This window comes from Neobacillus niacini, assembly GCF_048572935.1.
In the GTDB taxonomy this organism is placed as follows: Bacteria; Bacillota; Bacilli; order Bacillales; family Cytobacillaceae; genus Neobacillus; species Neobacillus niacini.
Genome location: NZ_CP183883.1, coordinates 4,960,364 through 4,980,469, shown reverse-complemented (window position 1 = coordinate 4,980,469; position 20,106 = coordinate 4,960,364). Strand labels below are relative to the sequence as shown.

17 protein-coding genes are annotated in these 20,106 nt (G+C 36.0%); 16 read left to right on the top strand and 1 reads right to left on the bottom strand.

The features are described from left to right. Positions 1 to 18 precede the first annotated feature (18 nt). The 7 genes from ACN6MT_RS24395 to ACN6MT_RS24365 all read left to right on the top strand — a co-directional run bounded on the left by ACN6MT_RS24395 (position 19) and on the right by ACN6MT_RS24365 (position 7,359). Positions 19 to 1,314, top strand: a complete 1,296-nt coding sequence (locus tag ACN6MT_RS24395) for an ABC transporter substrate-binding protein (RefSeq protein WP_419888447.1) — start codon at positions 19 to 21, stop codon at positions 1,312 to 1,314. Between the two features lie 188 nt (positions 1,315 to 1,502). Next, on the top strand, positions 1,503 to 2,807 hold the full coding sequence (locus ACN6MT_RS24390; RefSeq protein WP_419888446.1) for an ABC transporter substrate-binding protein: 1,305 nt from the start codon (positions 1,503 to 1,505) through the stop codon (positions 2,805 to 2,807). Positions 2,808 to 2,908: 101 nt separating this feature from the next. Then, on the top strand, positions 2,909 to 3,853 hold the full coding sequence (locus ACN6MT_RS24385; RefSeq protein WP_419956527.1) for a carbohydrate ABC transporter permease: 945 nt from the start codon (positions 2,909 to 2,911) through the stop codon (positions 3,851 to 3,853). A gap of 2 nt (positions 3,854 to 3,855) precedes the next feature. Continuing rightward, positions 3,856 to 4,701, top strand: a complete 846-nt coding sequence (locus ACN6MT_RS24380) for a carbohydrate ABC transporter permease (RefSeq protein WP_419888445.1) — start codon at positions 3,856 to 3,858, stop codon at positions 4,699 to 4,701. A gap of 113 nt (positions 4,702 to 4,814) precedes the next feature. Beyond that, complete coding sequence (locus ACN6MT_RS24375) at positions 4,815 to 5,456, top strand: YesL family protein (protein ID WP_419888444.1); 642 nt, start codon at positions 4,815 to 4,817, stop codon at positions 5,454 to 5,456. Positions 5,457 to 6,068: 612 nt separating this feature from the next. After that, positions 6,069 to 6,800 (top strand): CAP domain-containing protein, encoded by a 732-nt coding sequence (locus ACN6MT_RS24370; protein WP_419956526.1) that lies wholly within the window; start codon positions 6,069 to 6,071, stop codon positions 6,798 to 6,800. A gap of 190 nt (positions 6,801 to 6,990) precedes the next feature. After that, positions 6,991 to 7,359: a hypothetical protein gene (locus ACN6MT_RS24365; protein ID WP_419888443.1), complete on the top strand. Its 369-nt coding sequence runs from the start codon at positions 6,991 to 6,993 to the stop codon at positions 7,357 to 7,359. Positions 7,360 to 7,791: 432 nt separating this feature from the next. Here ACN6MT_RS24365 and ACN6MT_RS24360 read toward each other — a convergent pair whose 3' ends face one another. Continuing rightward, positions 7,792 to 7,926, bottom strand: a complete 135-nt coding sequence (locus ACN6MT_RS24360) for a hypothetical protein (RefSeq protein WP_307196319.1) — start codon at positions 7,924 to 7,926, stop codon at positions 7,792 to 7,794. 163 nt (positions 7,927 to 8,089) lie between these two features. Between ACN6MT_RS24360 and ACN6MT_RS24355 the strand changes: the two genes are divergently transcribed. From ACN6MT_RS24355 to ACN6MT_RS24315, 9 genes are all read left to right on the top strand, one after another. After that, a complete protein-coding gene (locus ACN6MT_RS24355) occupies positions 8,090 to 8,251 on the top strand; it encodes a hypothetical protein (RefSeq protein WP_419888442.1) in 162 nt (53 codons plus the stop codon). A 117-nt stretch (positions 8,252 to 8,368) separates the two neighbouring features. After that, positions 8,369 to 9,328 carry a LacI family DNA-binding transcriptional regulator gene (locus tag ACN6MT_RS24350; RefSeq protein ID WP_419888441.1) on the top strand — a complete coding sequence of 320 codons (960 nt, stop codon included), beginning with the start codon at positions 8,369 to 8,371 and terminating at the stop codon, positions 9,326 to 9,328. Positions 9,329 to 9,371: 43 nt separating this feature from the next. After that, a complete protein-coding gene (locus ACN6MT_RS24345) occupies positions 9,372 to 10,151 on the top strand; it encodes a Cof-type HAD-IIB family hydrolase (RefSeq protein WP_419888440.1) in 780 nt (259 codons plus the stop codon). A gap of 191 nt (positions 10,152 to 10,342) precedes the next feature. Then, a complete protein-coding gene (locus ACN6MT_RS24340) occupies positions 10,343 to 12,100 on the top strand; it encodes a cache domain-containing sensor histidine kinase (RefSeq protein ID WP_419888439.1) in 1,758 nt (585 codons plus the stop codon). After that, a complete protein-coding gene (locus tag ACN6MT_RS24335; protein ID WP_419888438.1) occupies positions 12,101 to 13,639 on the top strand; it encodes a response regulator in 1,539 nt (512 codons plus the stop codon). It begins immediately after the preceding gene. Between the two features lie 300 nt (positions 13,640 to 13,939). Then, positions 13,940 to 15,469 (top strand): MFS transporter, encoded by a 1,530-nt coding sequence (locus tag ACN6MT_RS24330; protein WP_419888437.1) that lies wholly within the window; start codon positions 13,940 to 13,942, stop codon positions 15,467 to 15,469. A 38-nt stretch (positions 15,470 to 15,507) separates the two neighbouring features. After that, positions 15,508 to 17,916: a TIM-barrel domain-containing protein gene (locus ACN6MT_RS24325; RefSeq protein ID WP_419888436.1), complete on the top strand. Its 2,409-nt coding sequence runs from the start codon at positions 15,508 to 15,510 to the stop codon at positions 17,914 to 17,916. A 148-nt stretch (positions 17,917 to 18,064) separates the two neighbouring features. Continuing rightward, complete coding sequence (locus ACN6MT_RS24320; RefSeq protein WP_419888435.1) at positions 18,065 to 19,411, top strand: ABC transporter substrate-binding protein; 1,347 nt, start codon at positions 18,065 to 18,067, stop codon at positions 19,409 to 19,411. Positions 19,412 to 19,487: 76 nt separating this feature from the next. Beyond that, a complete protein-coding gene (locus ACN6MT_RS24315; protein ID WP_419956525.1) occupies positions 19,488 to 20,033 on the top strand; it encodes a glycerol-3-phosphate responsive antiterminator in 546 nt (181 codons plus the stop codon). Positions 20,034 to 20,106: the final 73 nt, after the last annotated feature.

Sequence of the window (20,106 nt, the reverse complement as noted above, 5' to 3'; positions counted from 1 at the left end):
TGTTTAAGGGGGAAAAAAATGAAAAAACTCTTGTTTTCTACTTTATCCCTAGTAATGGTATTTTTTGCTGGTGGGTGTGGAGATTTCGATTTAGTAGATTCTGCCGAGAGTAAAGGGAAAGAAAAAATAACCATAAAAATTGCCTGGTGGGGCGAAAAACCCCGTCATGACTATACCTTGCAAGTAATAGAATTGTTTGAGGAAAAATATCCAACGATTAATGTAGAGCCGCTATATTCAAATTGGGATGATTACTGGAAACGATTAGCTCCGATGGCAGCCGGGAATCAACTTCCTGACGTTATCCAAATGGATATGCTTTATCTTAAAACATACAGTGAAAATTTCTTGCTTGAAGATTTAACACCATATGTGAATCAAGAGCTAATTAAGACAGACTCAATTAATCAGACGATCCTTTCAGGCGGGAAAATCGATAAGCATTTGTATGGCTTTCCTTTAGGGTTAAATGCCCCTGCAATCATTGTTGATCCCCATTTACTTTCTTCAGGAACGGGTAACCAGCCAAAAGAAAATTGGACTTGGAGTGATTTTGAAGAAATTGTTCTACAGGTTCATAAAGATAAGGGGATTTATGGTACGAACGGGATGAAGTCACCAGATGTATTTTTCTCGTATTACTTACGTACAAAAGGAATGGATTTATATAATAAATCTGGAACTGGATTAGGGTATGATGATGATCAATTATTTGTTGAGTATTTCGACATGCAATTGAGGCTCCTCGACCAAGGTGCCTTTCCAAGAGCAGATATTACAGAACAGATTAAAGGAATCGAAGATGAATTGCTAGTGAAGCAGCAGTCAGCGATGCAATGGGTATATTCAAACCAATACATCGGCTTCTTGGAAGCGACAAACCGACAGCTCGAGCTTTTTCCTCCTCCAGGACCGGGACAGGATTTGGGTCTTACAGTAAAGCCTAGTATGCTTTTTTCGATGTCAAGAAGTTCAAAGCATAAAGAAGCTGCAGCTCAATTTATTAATTTCTTCATCAATGATATCGAGGCAAATAAAGTAATAAAAGGTGAACGAGGAGTGCCTGTTTCTGCAAAGGTTGCAGAGAAAATGAAACCAGATTTATCTGTTAATCAGAAAAAGGTATTCGACTATGTAAATAAAGTACAAAATAAAAACAATATCGTCGAAAAGGCAAATCCTCTTGGCAGTAATGAGGTTGTGAAACTATTACAAGATGTTTCCGAACAAATCTTGTTTAAGAAAATTACACCAACTGAGGGTGCGCGGCAATTTAGAATGGAAGCAAACAAAATCCTCACTACCAATAACTAATCTATATATCAAAAGAAAGCTCTCTTAAAAACAAGCACGCACCTGCTTGTTTCAAGAGAGCTTTTTTAAATGTCTGATTTTTAAACAAACAAAGCGGAAAATTGGATTCAGACTATTTTGATTTCAATGCATAATTAAGAATGTAAACACTTACATAAAAGTGTGAAAAAAGAAGGGGGAAATAAAGAATGAAGAAATTTTTAACGCTATTGTTTTCTTTTGTTTTAGTTTTTACATTAGCAGCATGTAATAGCAGCAGTTCAACGGGCAGTGAAGAAACTAAACCTAAAGAAGACAAAAAAGATGAAAAAGTTACGCTTCGTATTGCTTGGTGGGGATCACAGCCGCGACATGATTATACACTTAAAATAATTGAAATGTATGAAGAAAAAAATCCAAATGTAAAAATCGAAGCAGAATATGCAGCATGGGATGACTACTGGAAAAAGCTAGCTCCACAAGCTGCGGCCAATGAGCTCCCTGATATCATTCAAATGGATTTATCCTACTTTTCACAGTATGCACAAAACAACCAAATCGCTGATTTAACCCCATTTTTAGATAAACAAATTAATACGAAAGATATTGCTGAAAATATCATCAACGGCGGTAAACTTGGCGACAAGTTATATGGAATTAACGCTGGTGTCAACGTTGTTGGTTTCCATCATGATCCAGCTGTACTTAAAAAAGCTGGTGTAGATTCTATCCCTGAAAATTGGACTTGGGATGATTACAAAGAAATCGCAGTAAAAGCAAAAGCTGCTGGCGTATTTATGGATACAGGAATGAAAGCAGATGTATTCTTCAATTACTTCTTAAGAACACAAGGAAAGTCACTATACAGTAAAGATGGTGCTTCTCTAGGTTATAAAGATGACAAATTGTTCGAAGAATTCTTCAATATGACATCTGGATTAGTTAAGGATAAGGCAGTTCCAACACCGGACTTCTTAGCACAGTTGAAAGGAATTGAAGATGATCCAGTCGTTACACAAAATGCAATTGGTATTTTCCAATGGTCTAACCAGTTTGTTGGGCTTCAACAAGTGGCAAATAGAGAACTTGCTATCGCTCCAATGCCAGGACCTGACAGCGATAAAGGTTTATATTTAAAACCAAGTATGTTCTGGTCTGTTGGAAACAATTCAAAGCATAAAGAAGAGGCTGCAAAGTTTATCGATTTCATGATCAATGATATTGAAGCAAACAAATTAAATCTTGGTGACCGTGGTGTTCCTGGTTCTTCCGTTGTAAAAGAAGCATTGAAGCCACTGCTTTCACCAGCACAAGTCCAAGTTTTTGATTATGTGGATTGGGCAGAAGGAAATAGCTCTGAATTCGATGGTCCAGACCCAGTTGGTGCCGGCCAAGTAATTGAAACGCTTGATAGTTTAGCTGAACAAATGGCTTATGGAAATCTATCTGTGAAAGATGCTGCTAAACAGTTTAGACAACAAGCTGAAAGTGTCTTAGCACAAAACAAAAAATAATTTCCACATCGATAGCTGATCAGATAATAGATCAGCTATCGTCCTTTCATCTAAGGGAAAGAGTCAAAAGATAAGGAGATGAATAAATGAATACACGTGTGATGAAGGAAAATATACAAGCAGATGTCACTATTCGCCCTATCAGCAAACGTTCCCGTATCCTCAAGGAAAACCTGACAGGCTATGCGTTTATCAGTCCGTTTATTATCGGCTTTCTAGCTTTTACATTCATTCCTATACTAGCGTCTTTATATTTATCATTTACAAATTATAATCTGTTTGCTAGCCCAACATGGATAGGCATGGATAACTACATAAAAATGTTTACAGCCGATCCTCGTTATTGGCAGTCATTAAAAGTTACATTGATTTATGTATTGGCCGGTGTTCCTTTAAGACTCACCTTCGCTTTATTAATTGCCTTAATGTTAAATACAGCCTCAAGGGCTGTTGGACTGTACCGCTCTTTGTTCTATTTACCTTCATTGATTGGCGGCAGTGTTGCCGTTGCGATTATGTGGAGAAATGTATTTGGTGATTTAGGGATTGTTAATATTGTTCTTGATGTACTAGGACTTTCAGCTGTCAGATGGTTTGGTAACCCTACGGCAGCATTGTGGATGCTGATTTTCTTATCCGTATGGCAATTTGGTTCTTCAATGTTAATCTTCTTAGCTGGATTAAAAGGTATTCCAAAAAGTTATTACGAAGCAGCAAGTGTTGACGGTGCAAACGGAATTCAGAAGTTCTTCAAAATTACTCTCCCAATGCTTAGTCCTGTCATTCTATTCAATACTGTTATGCAGACGATCGCCGCCTTTATGACATTCGTACCTGCCTTTATTATTTCAAAGGGTACAGGCGGTCCGTTAGACGGAACTCTACTTTATTCTTTATATCTATTCATACAAGGCTTTGAGTTCTTCAACATGGGGTATGCTTCAGCAATGGCTTGGATTATGCTGATTATTGTCGGAATATTAACGGCCATTATTTTTACTACATCGAAATATTGGGTTCACTATGAATCGGAAGGAGGCAGATAACAATGGCAGTAAAATTAAAATCACCAAGATGGTGGATCTATCATATACTTGTCGGCGGTTTTGCGATTTTGATGCTTTACCCAGTTATTTGGCTCTTAATGAGTTCATTTAAACCTAGTGATACCATTTTTGTCACGGCAAAATCATTGATCCCAGATCCATGGATTTGGACGAACTTTATAGACGGTTGGAAAGGGATTGGCGGTAATACATTTGGTGTCTTCATTAAAAATACAGCCATTCTAGTTGTTATTACTTTAATCGGACAGGTAATCTCATCGGCAGTTATTGCTTTTGGGTTTGCACGTCTTGAGTTTAAAGGAAAAGCCTTTTGGTTTGGAATTATGATGGTTACCTTAATGCTTCCTCATGATGTAGTAATGGTACCGCAATATATTATTTTCTCAAAGCTTGATTGGCTCAACTCGATTAAGCCACTTGCAATTCCAGCCTATTTTGGACATCCGTTCTTTATCTTCCTATTAGTCCAGTTTATTCGGACCATTCCAAGGGAACTCGATGAAGCCGCGATTATTGATGGCTGTGGAACTTTCAAGATTTTCACCAAAATTATTCTGCCATTAATTAGACCAGCATTAGCTACGGCTGCAATATTCTCATTTTATTGGACGTGGGAGTCATTATTAGGACCGGTTCTTTATTTAAATAGTCCAACCAAATACACGGTTTCAATGGCGTTAAATATGTTCTTGAGTAATGAGACAGTATCCAACTGGGGTGCAATGTTTGCGATGTCAGTTGTTACACTGATTCCTGTATTCGTGATCTTTTTCCTCTTCCAGCGTCATGTGGTTGAAGGAATCAGTACGAGTGGGTTAAAGGGGTAACATGGTAAGGAATATCCCAACCTTTTAACTTTGCCACTTCGCCCCCTTAATGGAAGTGGCAAAGTAACAATATTTTTAAAACGCAGGGTATAACGGTTCAAGGAGGATTACAAATGGACACTTCAGGATTTTTAGGCAGTTTTAATAAATTGCTTGAATGGATATCAAGACTAGCGTTTTTAAATTTACTATGGATTTTATTTTCGCTCCTAGGTCTCCTCATCTTTGGTTTTTTTCCTGCAACGGTGGCGATGTTCGCAGTTGCTCGTAAATGGATGCTAGGAAATGAGGAAATGTCTATTTTTAAGACTTTTTGGACTGCGTATAAACGTGAATTTCTAAAGAGTAATCTACTCGGTATGATGATTGTTGCCATTGGCTTAATCTTGTATATTGATTTTCAGTTCATCCAACATGCAACGAATCCATTCGTCTCTGTTCTTAATGTTCCATTATTTATTATCACACTCATTTTTATATCAATGATGTTTTATGTCATTCCCATTTTTGTGCATTATGATATGAAAATCAGTCAGGTCATTAAAAACTCTTTCTTTGTAATGATTATGAATCCACTATCTACCTTTTATATGTTGATTGGCAGCTTCGGCATATTATTTGTATTATCCTATGCGCCGCCGATTTGTCTATTGTATAGCGGCAACCTGTTAGCACTATTTATTATGAAACCAGCGACCAATGCCTTTGAAAAAATTAATCAAAAATCACAGTTGTTCATTCAAGAAAATATATAGCAATAATTTGCCCCTTTAAATACAGAAAAATCCGTTTGGTTTCATTACCATACGGGTTTTTTTATGTAAAAACACACGATTATTTCCATCAATATTTATTGAAAAATAATCAAAACTAAGAAGGCAAAAAAATAATTTTGCAAGGGGGTAATCAGTTTGATAAAAAAGCCTTTAGGCTTACTATTAACAGGTGTTTTGACATTCGGTCTAGCTGCGTGTAATAACAATAATAATGCAGCAGACGAAGTACGTACAAGCAGGGCAGATCGAGATAATACGTATTTAAATGTTGGGAATAACAGAGATGACGGTATTGATCATAATGGACCTCTAACCGAGGATTACACCAATAATGATAATAATGATCCGGATTGGGATCGTAACACGAATTATCGGAACAACAATGACGGTTATATTACCAATGTAAATGATAATCGTACGAACAATCGAACCAACCGTACAAACAATCGAAACAACAATATGACCAATGTAAATAACGACCGTACGACAAATCGAAACATTTACACGAATAATGTACATTACAATCCATTAAGTCGTGGTATAGACCGTAATGTCACAAATGTACGCAATAAGGTAAACAATAACAACAATATGAACGATGGCCTGAATATTTCTGCTGATCGAACAACTTTAGACAGTAGAAGTTACCCTCATACAAAAGCGATATTAATCCAACACGCTCAGTATAGGTATATTCCGTTCGGGTCAGTCCAATGGTACCAATTTGGTGGCCAACAAGGAATGACTCCTGACCAACAGCAAGGACCGACAACACAAGCACCAACTCAACAGCAAGGACCAACAGCACAAGCACCAAATCAACAACAAGGACCAGCTGCACCAGCCCCAGCACCGGCTACACCGGCACCAGCACCAGCTGCTCCGGCACCAAAACCGGCAGCACCAGCACCTAAGCCTACGGCACCGGCACCAGCAACTGGTGACGTCAGTGCATACGTTCAACAGGTGATTGATTTAACGAATGCACAACGCAGTAAAAACGGTCTGCCAGCTTTACTACACGATACAAAACTAAGCGGCGTGGCACAAAAGAAATCTGTAGACATGGCTCAAAACAATTATTTTTCACATACTAGCCCAACCTATGGTTCTCCATTTGACATGATGAGGGACTTTGGCGTGACGTATAAATCGGCTGGAGAAAATATCGCCCAAGGACAACGTACACCTCAGGAAGTCGTAAATGCGTGGATGAACAGTGAAGGGCATAGAAAGAACATTTTAAGTGCTAACTTTACTCATATTGGAGTAGGGTACGAAAAGTCTGGTAACCACTGGACACAAATGTTTATTGGAAAATAATATCGACAAAAGCAAGGAATCCTAAAAAGGGTTCCTTGTTTTTCTGTAAAAGGTAATTTAATGGCTATTCTCATCATTATTTGGTATTTAGCTAAGAGAATGAGACGGCGACCAAATGCGGAATATAATAGAGGGTTGAAATTCAACCTAAGCAGATCAAGAAAAGTCCTAAAAATGGAGGGATTTACGAATGCAAACAAGCCAACATTCTATCACTCATATCCAACAATGTCGTCAGCTGGCTCAACAGTTAATTCAACAAACGCAAATGGCAAATCAGCAATATCAACAAATGCTTCAAAATGAGCAGCATAATGCACAGGTGCTTGAGCAGATGATCCAAAAAGAACGGTTGGCAGTTCAAACGATTCAACAAAGCCTCCAAGGACATGAATTGGCGATTCAGAGATGTCAGGAAGTTATTGCTCAATGTAATCAGCTGGAAAGGGAATTGTCAGGTCAGGCAGGTTCAGTTGGATTTCAACCTCAAACGTTTGTAAATCCATCCTTCCAATCACAGCCGGTGCACAGCTTTCAACATCAGACATTTCGTCAATAGCTAAAACAAGAAGCGCGCTTAGGCGTGCTTCTTCTCAGATTGTCGAGAAAGGTATCTTTCTCGGCAATTTTTTACTTCTATGTGCATTGAGGACGTATTGCATGAGCAACAGCAAGGATTTGTCCTTAATAAAGGGTCTTGGGGACAAATCGCGTGAGCAACAAGCAAGGTATGTCCTCAATACAGGGTCTTAAGGACAAATCTCCTTAGCACCAGGCAAAGATTTGTCCTCAATACAGGGACTTAAAGACAAATCGCATGAGCGCCAAGCAAGGTATGTCCTCAATACAAGGTCTTAAGGACAAATCGCCTTAGCACCAAACAAAGATTTGCCCTCAATACAGGGTCTTAGGGACAAATCACCCGAGCACCAAGTAAGGATTTGTCCTCAATGGATAAAGGATTTGAACCTCAAGTCTTCAATAGGTTCTTTTACTTATTATTACCTTTACTCTCACCCTTGTTCCCCTGACCATAACGCATATGGCCGGAATCACCTTCACCTTTTTCATTAGACTTTTTTCCGCCTAAACTTGCATTGGGATAGCTCTTCGTATTCTCATCCATTTTTTTCACCTCCAAAACTTTATTCTTTTCCATTTTTTAAAAATTATGTTTTAGGTTATTTTCTGGTTACTTTACTTAGTTACATTTAATTATGGAATTTGACATGGAACGCGTTTCATCATTTACACTCAAAACAAATTACAGAAAGTGAGGAGATCATTGCATGTTTGAATTAATTTTACTTAGCTTTTTAGTCTATGTTTCGGCGTTCTATTGCTTAAAGTCATCTAAACAAGTGATAAAAGTGGAACCAATCCAATCATTTGATGACTATTTCATCGAGTCTTTTGTTAAAAAAACATTTACAATTAATAAACCACAATAATAAAATAAAGGAATTACCTACAAGGTTTACCAGTAGAATATTTTGTTCTGTATGACTTTGCAAAAAACGGGTATTTTACAACCAAAACAACATATTTCGAAACAATTAGGTGAGACCATGGCAAATATAAAAGACCTGGCTAAAATGGCAGGAGTATCTAAAACCACTGTTTCCCGTGTACTAAATAATCACCCATATGTTAGTGAAGAAAAAAAGAATGCGGTTTTAAAGGCAATTCAATCGACCAATTATCAAAAAAACATCAATGCTGTTCATTTAAGCACGGGGAAAACACAGTTGATGGGAGTAGTGCTACCGTTCTCGGATCATCCATATTTTGCTCAGTTATTAAAGGGAATAGCCAAGCAAGCATTCAACCATAACTATAAGTTGGTCTTATTTCAAACAGACTATATGGAAAGCAGGGAAAGAGAAGCTTTACAAATGTTAAAACAAAAACAGATTGACTCACTCATTATTTGTTCGAGATCCTGTGAATTATCTGTTATTGAGGAGTATTTGCCATTTGGACAAATTGTATTATGTGAAGTTAATAAAGCGAAGAAGTTATCATCTACTTATGTTGACCACTATAAAATCTTTTTTCGTGCTTTAGAATATTTGTACGATAAAGGTCATAGAAAAATCGGATATTGTATAGGCAGAAAAACTGGAACAAATAGTAGTTATCGAGAGAAAGCATATAGAGATTTTGTTAAAAAATATAATATGCTATTCGTGCCCCTTTACATTATCGATGAGTGCCTCTATTTCGAAGATGGTGAAAAAGTCATCAAACAATTAAAAGATATGGATACACCGCCATCTGCAATGTTGGTGACGAGCGATCAAGTTGCGGCTGGAATCGTTACCTATTGTAAAACCCAAAATATCTCTATTCCAGATGAACTTGCCATCATTGGATTCGATAATCAACCTATCGCGAAAATGATGAATATTACCACCATAGAAATCCCTCTTGAGGAGATGGGAAAAAACCTATTCCTGCAAGCAGTAAATAGTGATATCTTAAATAAGGAAATATCGGTCAAACTAATTGAGAGAGGAACAGTTTAACCGCTTTTTCTTTAAAAAACAAATTGGAAAGTTGGAAGCAATAATGAAAGAAAGAAGTATTATATTCTTTGATATAGATGGAACTTTACTCACTCATGACAAAGAATTGCCTCTATCTACCAAAGAAGCCATTTTTAAATTAAAGGAACTAGGACATGAAGTTGCCATTGCAACCGGACGAGCTCCTTTTATGTTCGAGGATTTGCGAAAAGAATTGGAGATTAACACTTTTGTTAGTTACAATGGGCAATACGTCGTGTATAGGGGAGAAGTCTTGTATACAAATCCATTAAAGATCTCATCTCTTGAAAAGTTAACAGCAGCAGCTCTTAAGAACAATCATCCTGTTGTCTTTATGGACCATGAGGACATGAAAGCAAATGTTCCAGAACATGCTTACATTAAGGAAAGTATTGATACCTTAAAAATTAACGTATTCCCTACTCACGATCCGCTTTATTACAAAGGACGGGAGCTATTTCAAACTCTCCTTTTTTGTCCAGAAGGTGAAGAAAAACAATATGAACAGGTGTATACTGATTTTGATTTTGTGAGATGGCATCCTGTTTCAGTGGATATACTCCCAAGTGGAGGATCGAAAGCTAAAGGCATTGAAAAAATAGTTGAGGCATTAGATATTCCTGTGGAACGACAATATGCCTTTGGAGACGGACTAAATGATATGGAAATGCTTTCAACTATACATAATAGTGTGGCAATGGGAAATGCAGAAGAAAGTGTAAAGGCAGTCGCAAAATATGTTACAAAATCAGTGGAAGACAATGGGATTACTCATGGACTTCAAATGGTTGGCCTCTTATAACTTTTGGTTTGATTTTTTTTTCAACGCAATGGCTTTTATTTAAATATGTATTTGACAAGACCCAAGTGGATAATCAGCACTTGGGTCTTGTTTTGTTCGTAGTTCAGAAGAACAAAGTAACTTATCTAATTGAAATAATTTTGTTATATTAAGATAAATAAATATATTATGGGAAGCAACGGTGCAGGAATATGAAGTTTAAACGTTTCTTAAGATTTCGCCATTTGAAAAATCAATTGTTATTCCAGAATGCTCTTAGTATCAGTCTAATCATTGGGTTGACTGCAATTATTACCTATAGTATTGCTATAAAAATTCAGATTAATGAGGCCATTAGATACAATACTGTTATGGTCATGCAAATTAGTAAAAGTATAGATAATATGGTGGAATCCTTTAATCGTGTGATGGATGGTGTAACTTTTAATAATGATGTACAAGTGCTATTACCAGCTGCATACGAAAATAGTAAAGAAAAAAATTTCCTAAATAAAAATTTATTATCCAAAATAACAGATGAGACTGTCATGTTTAATGAAGTCGATCTTGTCTATCTGTATGACACTGAAGGCGTAAGGGTGAATTTTAGAAGAAGTGTCAATAACCATAACTATGAATTTCTTAATACATTACGTCCCGAACTTTACGATTCAAGTGGAAAAATCACTTGGAGCGTTGAGAAGTCTGTAATTACAGCGAATCGGGTGATTTACGATATACACTCTTATAAAATGAAAGTCATTGGTTATCTAACAATGTCTTTGGATCAAGCATATTTACAAGAGCGGATTCAGAAATTTGATCCAACGGAAGAAAGACATATCATTATACTGGATAAAGAAAATAAAGTGGTTATGTCTAATTCTAATAAAAGGGAATTAAGTGCGGTTACATCATGGCTGTCTACTTCATCTAAGCCTTTAGCTAATTCCGATACCTTAATAGAAATACCGGATTCTGGGGAAATGATTATAAACAATTATCAATCTGAATTAACAGGATGGAAAATCATTTCTTTAATAAGTATGAATGAAATTTCGGAAGGCCCTGCACTTATTGGTAAGACCATCTTTCTAATCGGAATAGTAGCGATTATTATTGGTATCATTATTATTTGGATTAGTACGAATTATATTGTCAGACCTTTAAACAAATTAAGTTTGGTGATGGATGAGGTTGAAAAAGATAACTTCAATGTTCAGCTTCAAATCGACCGTTCGGATGAGCTTGGTAGAGTTGGCGAAAGCTTTAATAGAATGATGAGTAAAATTAACAACTTAATTTCGGATATCTATCAGAAGGATATTAATGAAAAAGACGCACAGCTAAGAGCACTTCGGGCCCAGATAAATCCACATTTTCTTTATAATACTCTAGACACAATCAATTGGATGGCACAATTTGGGAAATCAGATGAAGTTAGTAAAATGACCACCTCTTTAAGCAGGCTGTTGAAAAAAAGTATAACGAATAATGGTGAGTTCATTAGACTTGAAGAAGAGATTAATTATATTGATGATTATATGACGATTCAAAAAATTAGGTTTCAAGATAGAATTCATTATTCTGTTAGCATTGATTCAGAGGCTAAACATTGCCTAGTTCCAAAACTGATTCTGCAGCCAATTGTTGAAAATGCTATGATCCATGGAATAGAAAAAAAAATTGGAAACGGATACTTATTTATCAATGGGAAAATTAAAGATAACAAATTACACATTGAAGTTTTAGATAATGGAGTGGGTATGGATGAAAATAAAGTCTCCGCTCTTTCCGAGGGTAGATATGTAAGTCTTGAAGACAACGGAGGAACAGGAAATGGGATATTAAATGTTCAAAACCGGATTCAATTATTATTTGGTGATGATAATGGTTTAAAGATTGAAAGTAATATTAACGTTGGAACCTCGTTTGTGCTGACTTTACCTATAAGAAGGGAGGGAATCTAAATGTTGAAAGTACTAATTATTGACGATGAACCATTTATTAGTAAAGGATTATCTGAAAAAATCGATTGGTCAGCCCTTGGCTGCGAAATTTGTGGAATGGCTTCAAATGGTTACGAAGGAAAGGAACTAATTAATCAACTTAAGCCGGATATCGTAGTGTCTGATATTGTTATGCCAGGACATACTGGCCTAGAATTGGCGGAGTTCGTTCATCAAAATCATAAAGATATCTTAATGATTCTCTTGTCAGGATATGATGAGTTTACCTTTGCTAAAGAAGCCTTTAAATATGGCGTTTTTGATTATTTACTTAAACCAACTGTCGTCGAAGAAGTAATGGCCGTGATTAAAAATGCAGTAAATACCATAGAACAAAAAAGAGATAAAGAGAAAAACTATGAATATTTGGAAAATGCTCTTCAGGAGAGTATACCCATTATCGAACAATCTTTATTATATGAATTGACGGTTAAGGGGATAGGACCGACACAAAATATAAAACAAAGCATCGATCTTACGCCTGGAAAAGGCGCTGTGATAACAGTAGAAATGGATAGTGATATAAATGATACTGTTTCAAAATCAATCAAGGACTTATTAAGAACAAAAAATATGGAAGCAAGATTTGTTACCCATGATCAACAACTTTTGGTAATACCTTCATTCTCACTAGTATTGCCAGATAAAGTGGTAGAAACACGATTAAAAGATATTGGTGAACATATATTGAGTTATTTTTCTTATGAGGATCGCATCCATGTTTCAATTGGGATTGGAGGAATGTTTACTTCTATCAATACCTTACACTCCTCTTACTTACAATCAATTAAAGCATTATCACGGAGTTATTTTGTTGGGAAAGGGAAGATTCATATATATTCTGAATCTAGTACCGAACATTATAACAATAATTTCTCCGCTGAATTATCGATCTTTATTGAAAAGTTTGAAGAATGGGAACTTGAGAAGATACTGCTTCAAATTGAGGGACTATTCAAGGAGCTAAAATACACATTTGATAGACAGTTAGTATTAAATCTTTGCTTAGAGTTATTAATTAAATTAGGATTGATCGTTGCAAAATGGGATAAAAATTTTTCGATGACCGTTGGATATGAACAACTTGAACGGTGTAAAACCTTTGAACAACTACTTGAATTTATGAAGCAAACCTGTGTGAAGGTAAAAAATCATCTTTATGAAACAATGAATAAAAATAACTTAGGTGTAGTTGAGCAGGCAAAACGAATTATTGAACAACAATATGGAAATCCAGATATAAATGCACAGTATATTGCAGAACAACTTGATGTTAGTGTTAGTTATTTAAGCCGGTCCTTTAAAAAGGATACGGGGGAAAACCTTAGTAATTTCTTAACCGAAAAACGAATTCAGGAGGCACAAAAACTTTTAACTACTACTGATTTAAAAGCTAACGAGATTTCAATTATGGTAGGATTTCTTGACGCGAGGTACTTTGGTCAAGTTTTTAAGAAAATTATGAGAACAACACCTTCTGAATATAAAAAATGTAAGTAATCAATATTTCAACCTTTCTCCCTCATGGCCGTATCACATGAAATTCATGTGCATGCGGTTTTTTTTATTTACGGTAGTCAATATTTTCAACAACTACATCAAAAATTTCAACCTTTCTCTCTAGAGGTAGTCAGGTAAAATTAAAAACAAGAAAGCACTTTCAACTACTTTTGTAAGGGATTGCAATTGTAGGAATATACAAAATGATATATTATCCCAAATTTTTAACCTTCCAATAAATCGGTGGCTGGGAATAGGAGAAAAGTAGTTAAATCTTATGAGGAGAGAGAAGGGAATTATATGACAAACAGTAAGAAAAAGATTACCATACCTAGAGCCGTTGGTTATGGATTAACAGACATCATGGGTGGCGGTGCTTTCACCGTTATTGCCGCTTGGTTAATGTATTACTATACAACCTTTGTTGGTTTAACTCCTGTTGAAGGTGCCTCCATTATTGCGATTGCTCGTGTGGTGGATGCTGTAGTGAGTTTATCTATCGGCAGTATTACAGATAACTTCTATAAATTTAAATTGGGTAGAAAGTTTGGCAGACGCCGTTTCTTCCTATTAATTGGTTCACCGTTAATGGCAACATATGTATTGCTCTGGTTTACAGGAATGAATTATTGGTACTACTTAATCAGTTATTTGTTATTTGAAATCGTCATGGCTTTAGTGTTAATTCCATGGGAAACGCTTCCTTCCGAAATGACAAAGGATTTTAATGAAAGAACGAAATTATCCACAGCAAGAATGTTTATGTCTGGTACAGGTGTATTTTTAGCTACGTTTGTTCCCGGACGGTTAATCGCTTACTTTGGTGAAGATAATGCGTATGCTTATTTTATCAATGCTGTATTTTTTGCGATACTTTTTGCAATCTGTATCTTTATCTCTTATAAAGTAACGTGGGAAAACAAGCTTACACCTGAAGAAGAAAAAGAATTCATTGCACAATCCAAAAAATCTAAAAGTTTTAGTGAAACACTTCGTGGTATTGGAATCGTTTTAAAGGAATATGGAACTACCTTGAAAATAAAAAGCTTTCGTCAACATTTAGCAATCTATTTATTATCGTTTACTGCTAAAGACGTATTTAATGCTGTTTTTGTCTATTTCTGTGTGTTTGCGCTAAGCATTTCATCATCCCTTGCTGCAGACTTGCTCTCACTCAGTATCATTGGAGTACCCATTATGCTGGTAGCTGGATTCCTAATGATAAAAGTAGGTCCAGGTAATCTGTACAAACTCTCCTATTCTGTAATGCTAATCTGCTTGGGAGCGTTTTATACAGTCTATATTACTAAGCCTGAGTCAATGGTCGTCATGCTGTTTGTGATTGCTGCTTTTTATCAAGTTGGCAGAGCAATTTTAGACTTTACACCTTGGAATGTATTCCCTTTCATTCCGGATATTGATGAAATTGTAACAAGACAAAGAAGAGAAGGATTATTTGCAGCCGTTATGACATTCGCTAGAAAAACGTCTGTTGCATTGGCTACTATGGTTGTGGGACTTGTACTACAATGGGGTGGTTTTGTTGCAGGAGAAAAAACACAGACTATAGAGGCAGTTCATACCATCGTCTATACTATGGTCATTGGCGCTTCAGTACTTCTTGTTGCAGCTTTACTAGTTGTTTTTACCTTTAAATTAAATAAACAAACTCATAAAATATTAGTCGATGAAATTGATAGATTAAAAAATAATGGTTCAAAACTTAAAGTGGATCCAAAAACAAAAGAAGTGGTTGAAAATCTTACTGGATATAAGTATGAGGATATCTGGAAGGATAATAACGATGGAAGTAAAATAAAATCTGCTTAAGTTAAGTCACTCAATAGAAAGCGTAAGGTGAAAGAATTATGTCAATCCGTGAAAAATACATGTTTAAGTTTATCAATGAAGAAAATAATTGTTTATCGTTTAAATTAAATCATAGTGATGTTATTGCTAGAGTATTAGTTTTAGAAAATGATATTGTTCGTGTTCTGATGACAAAGGGCGATAAGCTATCACTGCCGCAAACATGGTTGGTGGCACCGGGGATGGATGATGTCCCTATGGAAGGCAGAGACCGTTTGGATGTAAGTCCATTTAGTCTGCCAGACTATGTTTCGTACGAAAAAGAAGAAGTATTTTATGTTGAAACCTCATCATTAAAAGTTGAAATTAACTTAAATGGATTCATTATACATTGGTACTATAAAGATTCAGCGACATCAGATTATATTCATCTTATGAATGATCGAAAAACGCAAGCCTATAATTTTGATGGTTCACTAGGGGAGGGTATATTCCATTATATCGAAAGAACCAAAGAAGAAAGCTATTACGGTTTAGGAGAAAAAGCGGGAGAAACTGATCGCTACGGTAAGCGCTATCGTATGATGAATGTTGATCCAATGGGTTACGATGCCCAATATACCGACCCATTGTACAAACATATCCCATTTTATATCACGCGAAATAATCAAACAAATATATCATTTGGTGTATTTTACGATAATATGTCAAAAGCAGTATTTGATATGGGAAATGAAATGGATAATTATCATGGATGGTATCGCTATTTCCAATCAGATGCGGGAGATTTGGATTACTATATCATAGCCGGCCCAGAAGTAAAGGATGTTGTAAAAAAATACACTTGGTTAACAGGGAAAACGATTTTTCAGCCAAAATGGAGCCTGGGTTATTCCGGATCTACAATGACGTATACAGATTTACCTAAATCCCAAGAAAGATTAAATGAATTTCTGCAATTATGTGAAGAACATGATATTATTTGTGATTCGTTTCAATTATCATCAGGCTATACATCTATTGGGAATAAACGTTATGTATTTAATTGGAATAGAGATAAGTTTCCAGATCCTAAAGGGTTCTCTGCAGGATATCATGAAAAGAATGTGCATCTCTGTGCGAATATCAAGCCTTGCTTGTTAAAAGACCATCCATTATTCAAAGAATTAGAAGAAAAAGGAATGTTTATTAAATCACTGGATGGCGAGACGCCTGAAATGGCACAATTTTGGGATGAAGTTGGAGCCTATCTTGATTTTACAAATAAAGATACTTATGAGTGGTGGAAAAAGCAGGTAACGGAAGCATTACTGGAATATGGTATTGATTCTACATGGAATGATAACAATGAGTTTGAAATTTGGACAAAAAACATCCAAAGCAATGGGTTTGGACAAGAGGTAGATTTTGAACTTTTACGTGCCTTACAGCCATTATTAATGATGAAAGCTTCCTATGAGGCACAAAAGGAATTTTCACCAGAAAAAAGACCGTACTTGATTTCACGTTCCGGTAGTCCAGGAATGCAGCGTTATGTTCAAACATGGACAGGTGATAATTATACAAGCTGGAAAACTGTAAAATACAATATTAAAATGGCCATTGGTTTAAGCTTATCAGGGATATATAATATCGGTCATGATATTGGTGGATTCTCCGGTCCTGCTCCTTCACCGGAATTATTTGTCCGCTGGGTGCAAAATGGAATTTTCTATCCTAGGTTTACGATACATTCATGGAATGATGACCAAACTGTCAATGTTCCTTGGATGTATGAAGAATCAGCGGATGCTATTAGAGATTTAATTAAGTTTAGACAAAAATTAACTCCATATTTATATACTTTGTTATACAATGCTCACGATCAGTATGAACCAATCATTAAACCAACTTTCTACGAGTTTGGTCATGATAAAAAGACGTATGAAGAATGTGATGATTTTATGTTAGGTGATTCTATTCTGGTTACATCAGTGGTGGAAGAAGGAGCAACTGAGCGAACAGTGTATTTACCAAAGTACGATGGCGGGTGGTACGATTACCATACATCAACCTGGTATGAAGGTGGACAAACTGTCACGATACCTGCACCATTAACGTATGCACCGTTCCTTGTAAAAGCAGGCAGTATCATTCCAGTGAATGATGCAGACTGTTCATTTCTAACAAAAACAAACGATGAACGGGGATTTGAGTTGTTCCCTCACCAACAAACAGGTACATCAGATTATGTCTTGTACGAGGATGACGGAATCACTTCAAATTATCAAGAAAATCATACTAAACTTCATGTTCACATGAAAACAACAAGTGATCGATTGGAAGTTTCTTTAGAAAAAGTAGGAGTCTTCGAGTTATCATATAAGCAAATTACATTCCATTTGCCAAAAGGTGAAACACGAGAGCTATTGGTGAACGGACAGCCTTTACAACAAACAGATGATGGAAGTTTTGTTTATTATCTATAAAATTTAAAGGGTTTTATCCCTAATATAGACCCTATAGTATAGATATACATAATAAGTCTAACTATAGGGTATTTTTTGTATAATGATAGTGAGGGTTATGTATTTCACATCCCAAATAAGGTGCGATCATAGAAAGGTGAAAGAATCATTGAAAAAGATTTCTATTTTTTTAATTACATCAGTTATATTATTTACACTATCTGCCTGTGCTTACAATCCAAGTCCAAAAGATTCAATTGGATTAGACAATTCAAAGAAAGTTACCTTGGATTTCCTTTGGTTTAGTGATGGTGTAGAGGGAAAGGTAATGAAAGAGATTATCAAGGATTATCAGGCAATAAATCAAAATGTTGAAATTAAATTAATAGAAGTGGCTTATCAAGATTTAGATACCAAATTAAAAAGAATGATTGCAGGAGGGGAACCTCCAGCATTAGCGCGAATAACAGATACTGGGAATTTTGCTGATTTTGCATTTGATCTAACACCTTATGTTGAGGGAGAGGAAGAATTTACTTCTCAATTTCTCCCAGCAATTAAACCTTATTATGTAAAAGAGAATAGAATTATTGCAGCACCGATGGATGTTACGGCAAACTGCATCATCTATAACAAATCATTATTCGATAAAGCAGGAGTGCAAGTTCCGCAAACCCCTGAAGAAGTTTGGACCTGGGATGAATTTGCCGACGCACTTAAAACGGTGAAACAAAAAGGCGGGGCAAAACACGGGCTGTTAGTTGATTTTACCCCTCGCAGATATTCCACTTTGGTTTATCAATTTGGCGGAAGCCTCATGACAGAAGATGGTTCTGCACCAGCAATCAATAATGAAAAAGGCGTAGCAGCATTAGATTATTTTATCAAACTTCATAAAGATACGATCATTCCTGAATCTGTTTGGTTAGGTGTGGAAGATCCGATTAAACTTTTCCGCTCAGGACAGGCTGCTGCTCACTTATCTGGAAACTGGATGCTAAGCAACTATAGCGATATTGAGAATTTTGAGTGGGGGGTAACTTATCTTCCTAAAAAAGAGATTCGTTCTTCTGTACCAGGAGGGAAATATATCATGGGCTTCAAAAATACAGAGGTAGAAGACGAAACTGCTGATTTTATTAAATATTTAGCGTCAAAAAAAGTTAATGCAAAATTTAATCAAGAGTCTCTATTGTTAAGTTCAAGATTAGATAACAATGAACTAAACTATGAGTTTGGCAAAGAGATGTATAAAATATTTTCAAATGAATTAGAAAATACGCCAGTCATTGCAGCTGAAGATTGGCGAAATCAAGAGGTCATTTCCCAAATTTCCACTGAAATGAGAGACTACATCATCAGAGCTCTAAATGGGGAAGTAACCTCACAAGAGGCAATGGATGCAGTGGCAGAAAAAATTAGAGAAGCGATTGAGGGAAGTCGCAAAAATCCGAGTGAAAATAGAAATGAGGCGCCTTATGAGCTTCAATCATCAAACCATTCAGCCAGTTATTGAATATAGACCTAGGGGTCCAATTGATGTGTTTTATAACCTAAAAAATAATAAGAACAGAGATGAAAGGATTAATCTTATGAACCAAAAAATCATCCCTGCCTCTTCAAATATGAAGGAATTCGAATCCTTCTTGAGAAGTCCTTACGAGATTGGTGTATTTTTAGATATGCATATTGCTCAGTTAAAACATATTAATAGTATGGCTAAGGAAAAAGGGAAGAAAATGATTTACCATGTGGACTTAATCCACGGCATAAAAAATGATGATTATGCAACAGAGTATATTTGTCAAGAATTCAAGCCGTACGGCTTAATCTCAACTAAATCTAGTGTGATTCAAAAAGCAAAGCAAAAAGGTGTCATTGCGGTACAAAGGATTTTCCTAATCGATAGTCATGCTCTTGAAAAAAGCTATAAATTAATAGAAAAAACCCAGCCTGATTACATTGAAGTCCTGCCAGGGGCAATGCCGAAGATTATTTCAGAAGTTAAGGAGAGTGTAGGAATACCCATTTTGGCTGGGGGGTTAATTCGAAATTCTGAAGATGTATATGCGGCGCTAAATGCAGGAGCTACCGCCATCACCACTTCAAAACGAGAGTTATGGGAGGATTTTTTTTAAACTCATTAACAACATTCTCATGTTAAAAAAGTTGTTGACATGGGTTTTAGTAGAATTGTATACTTTCCACAAC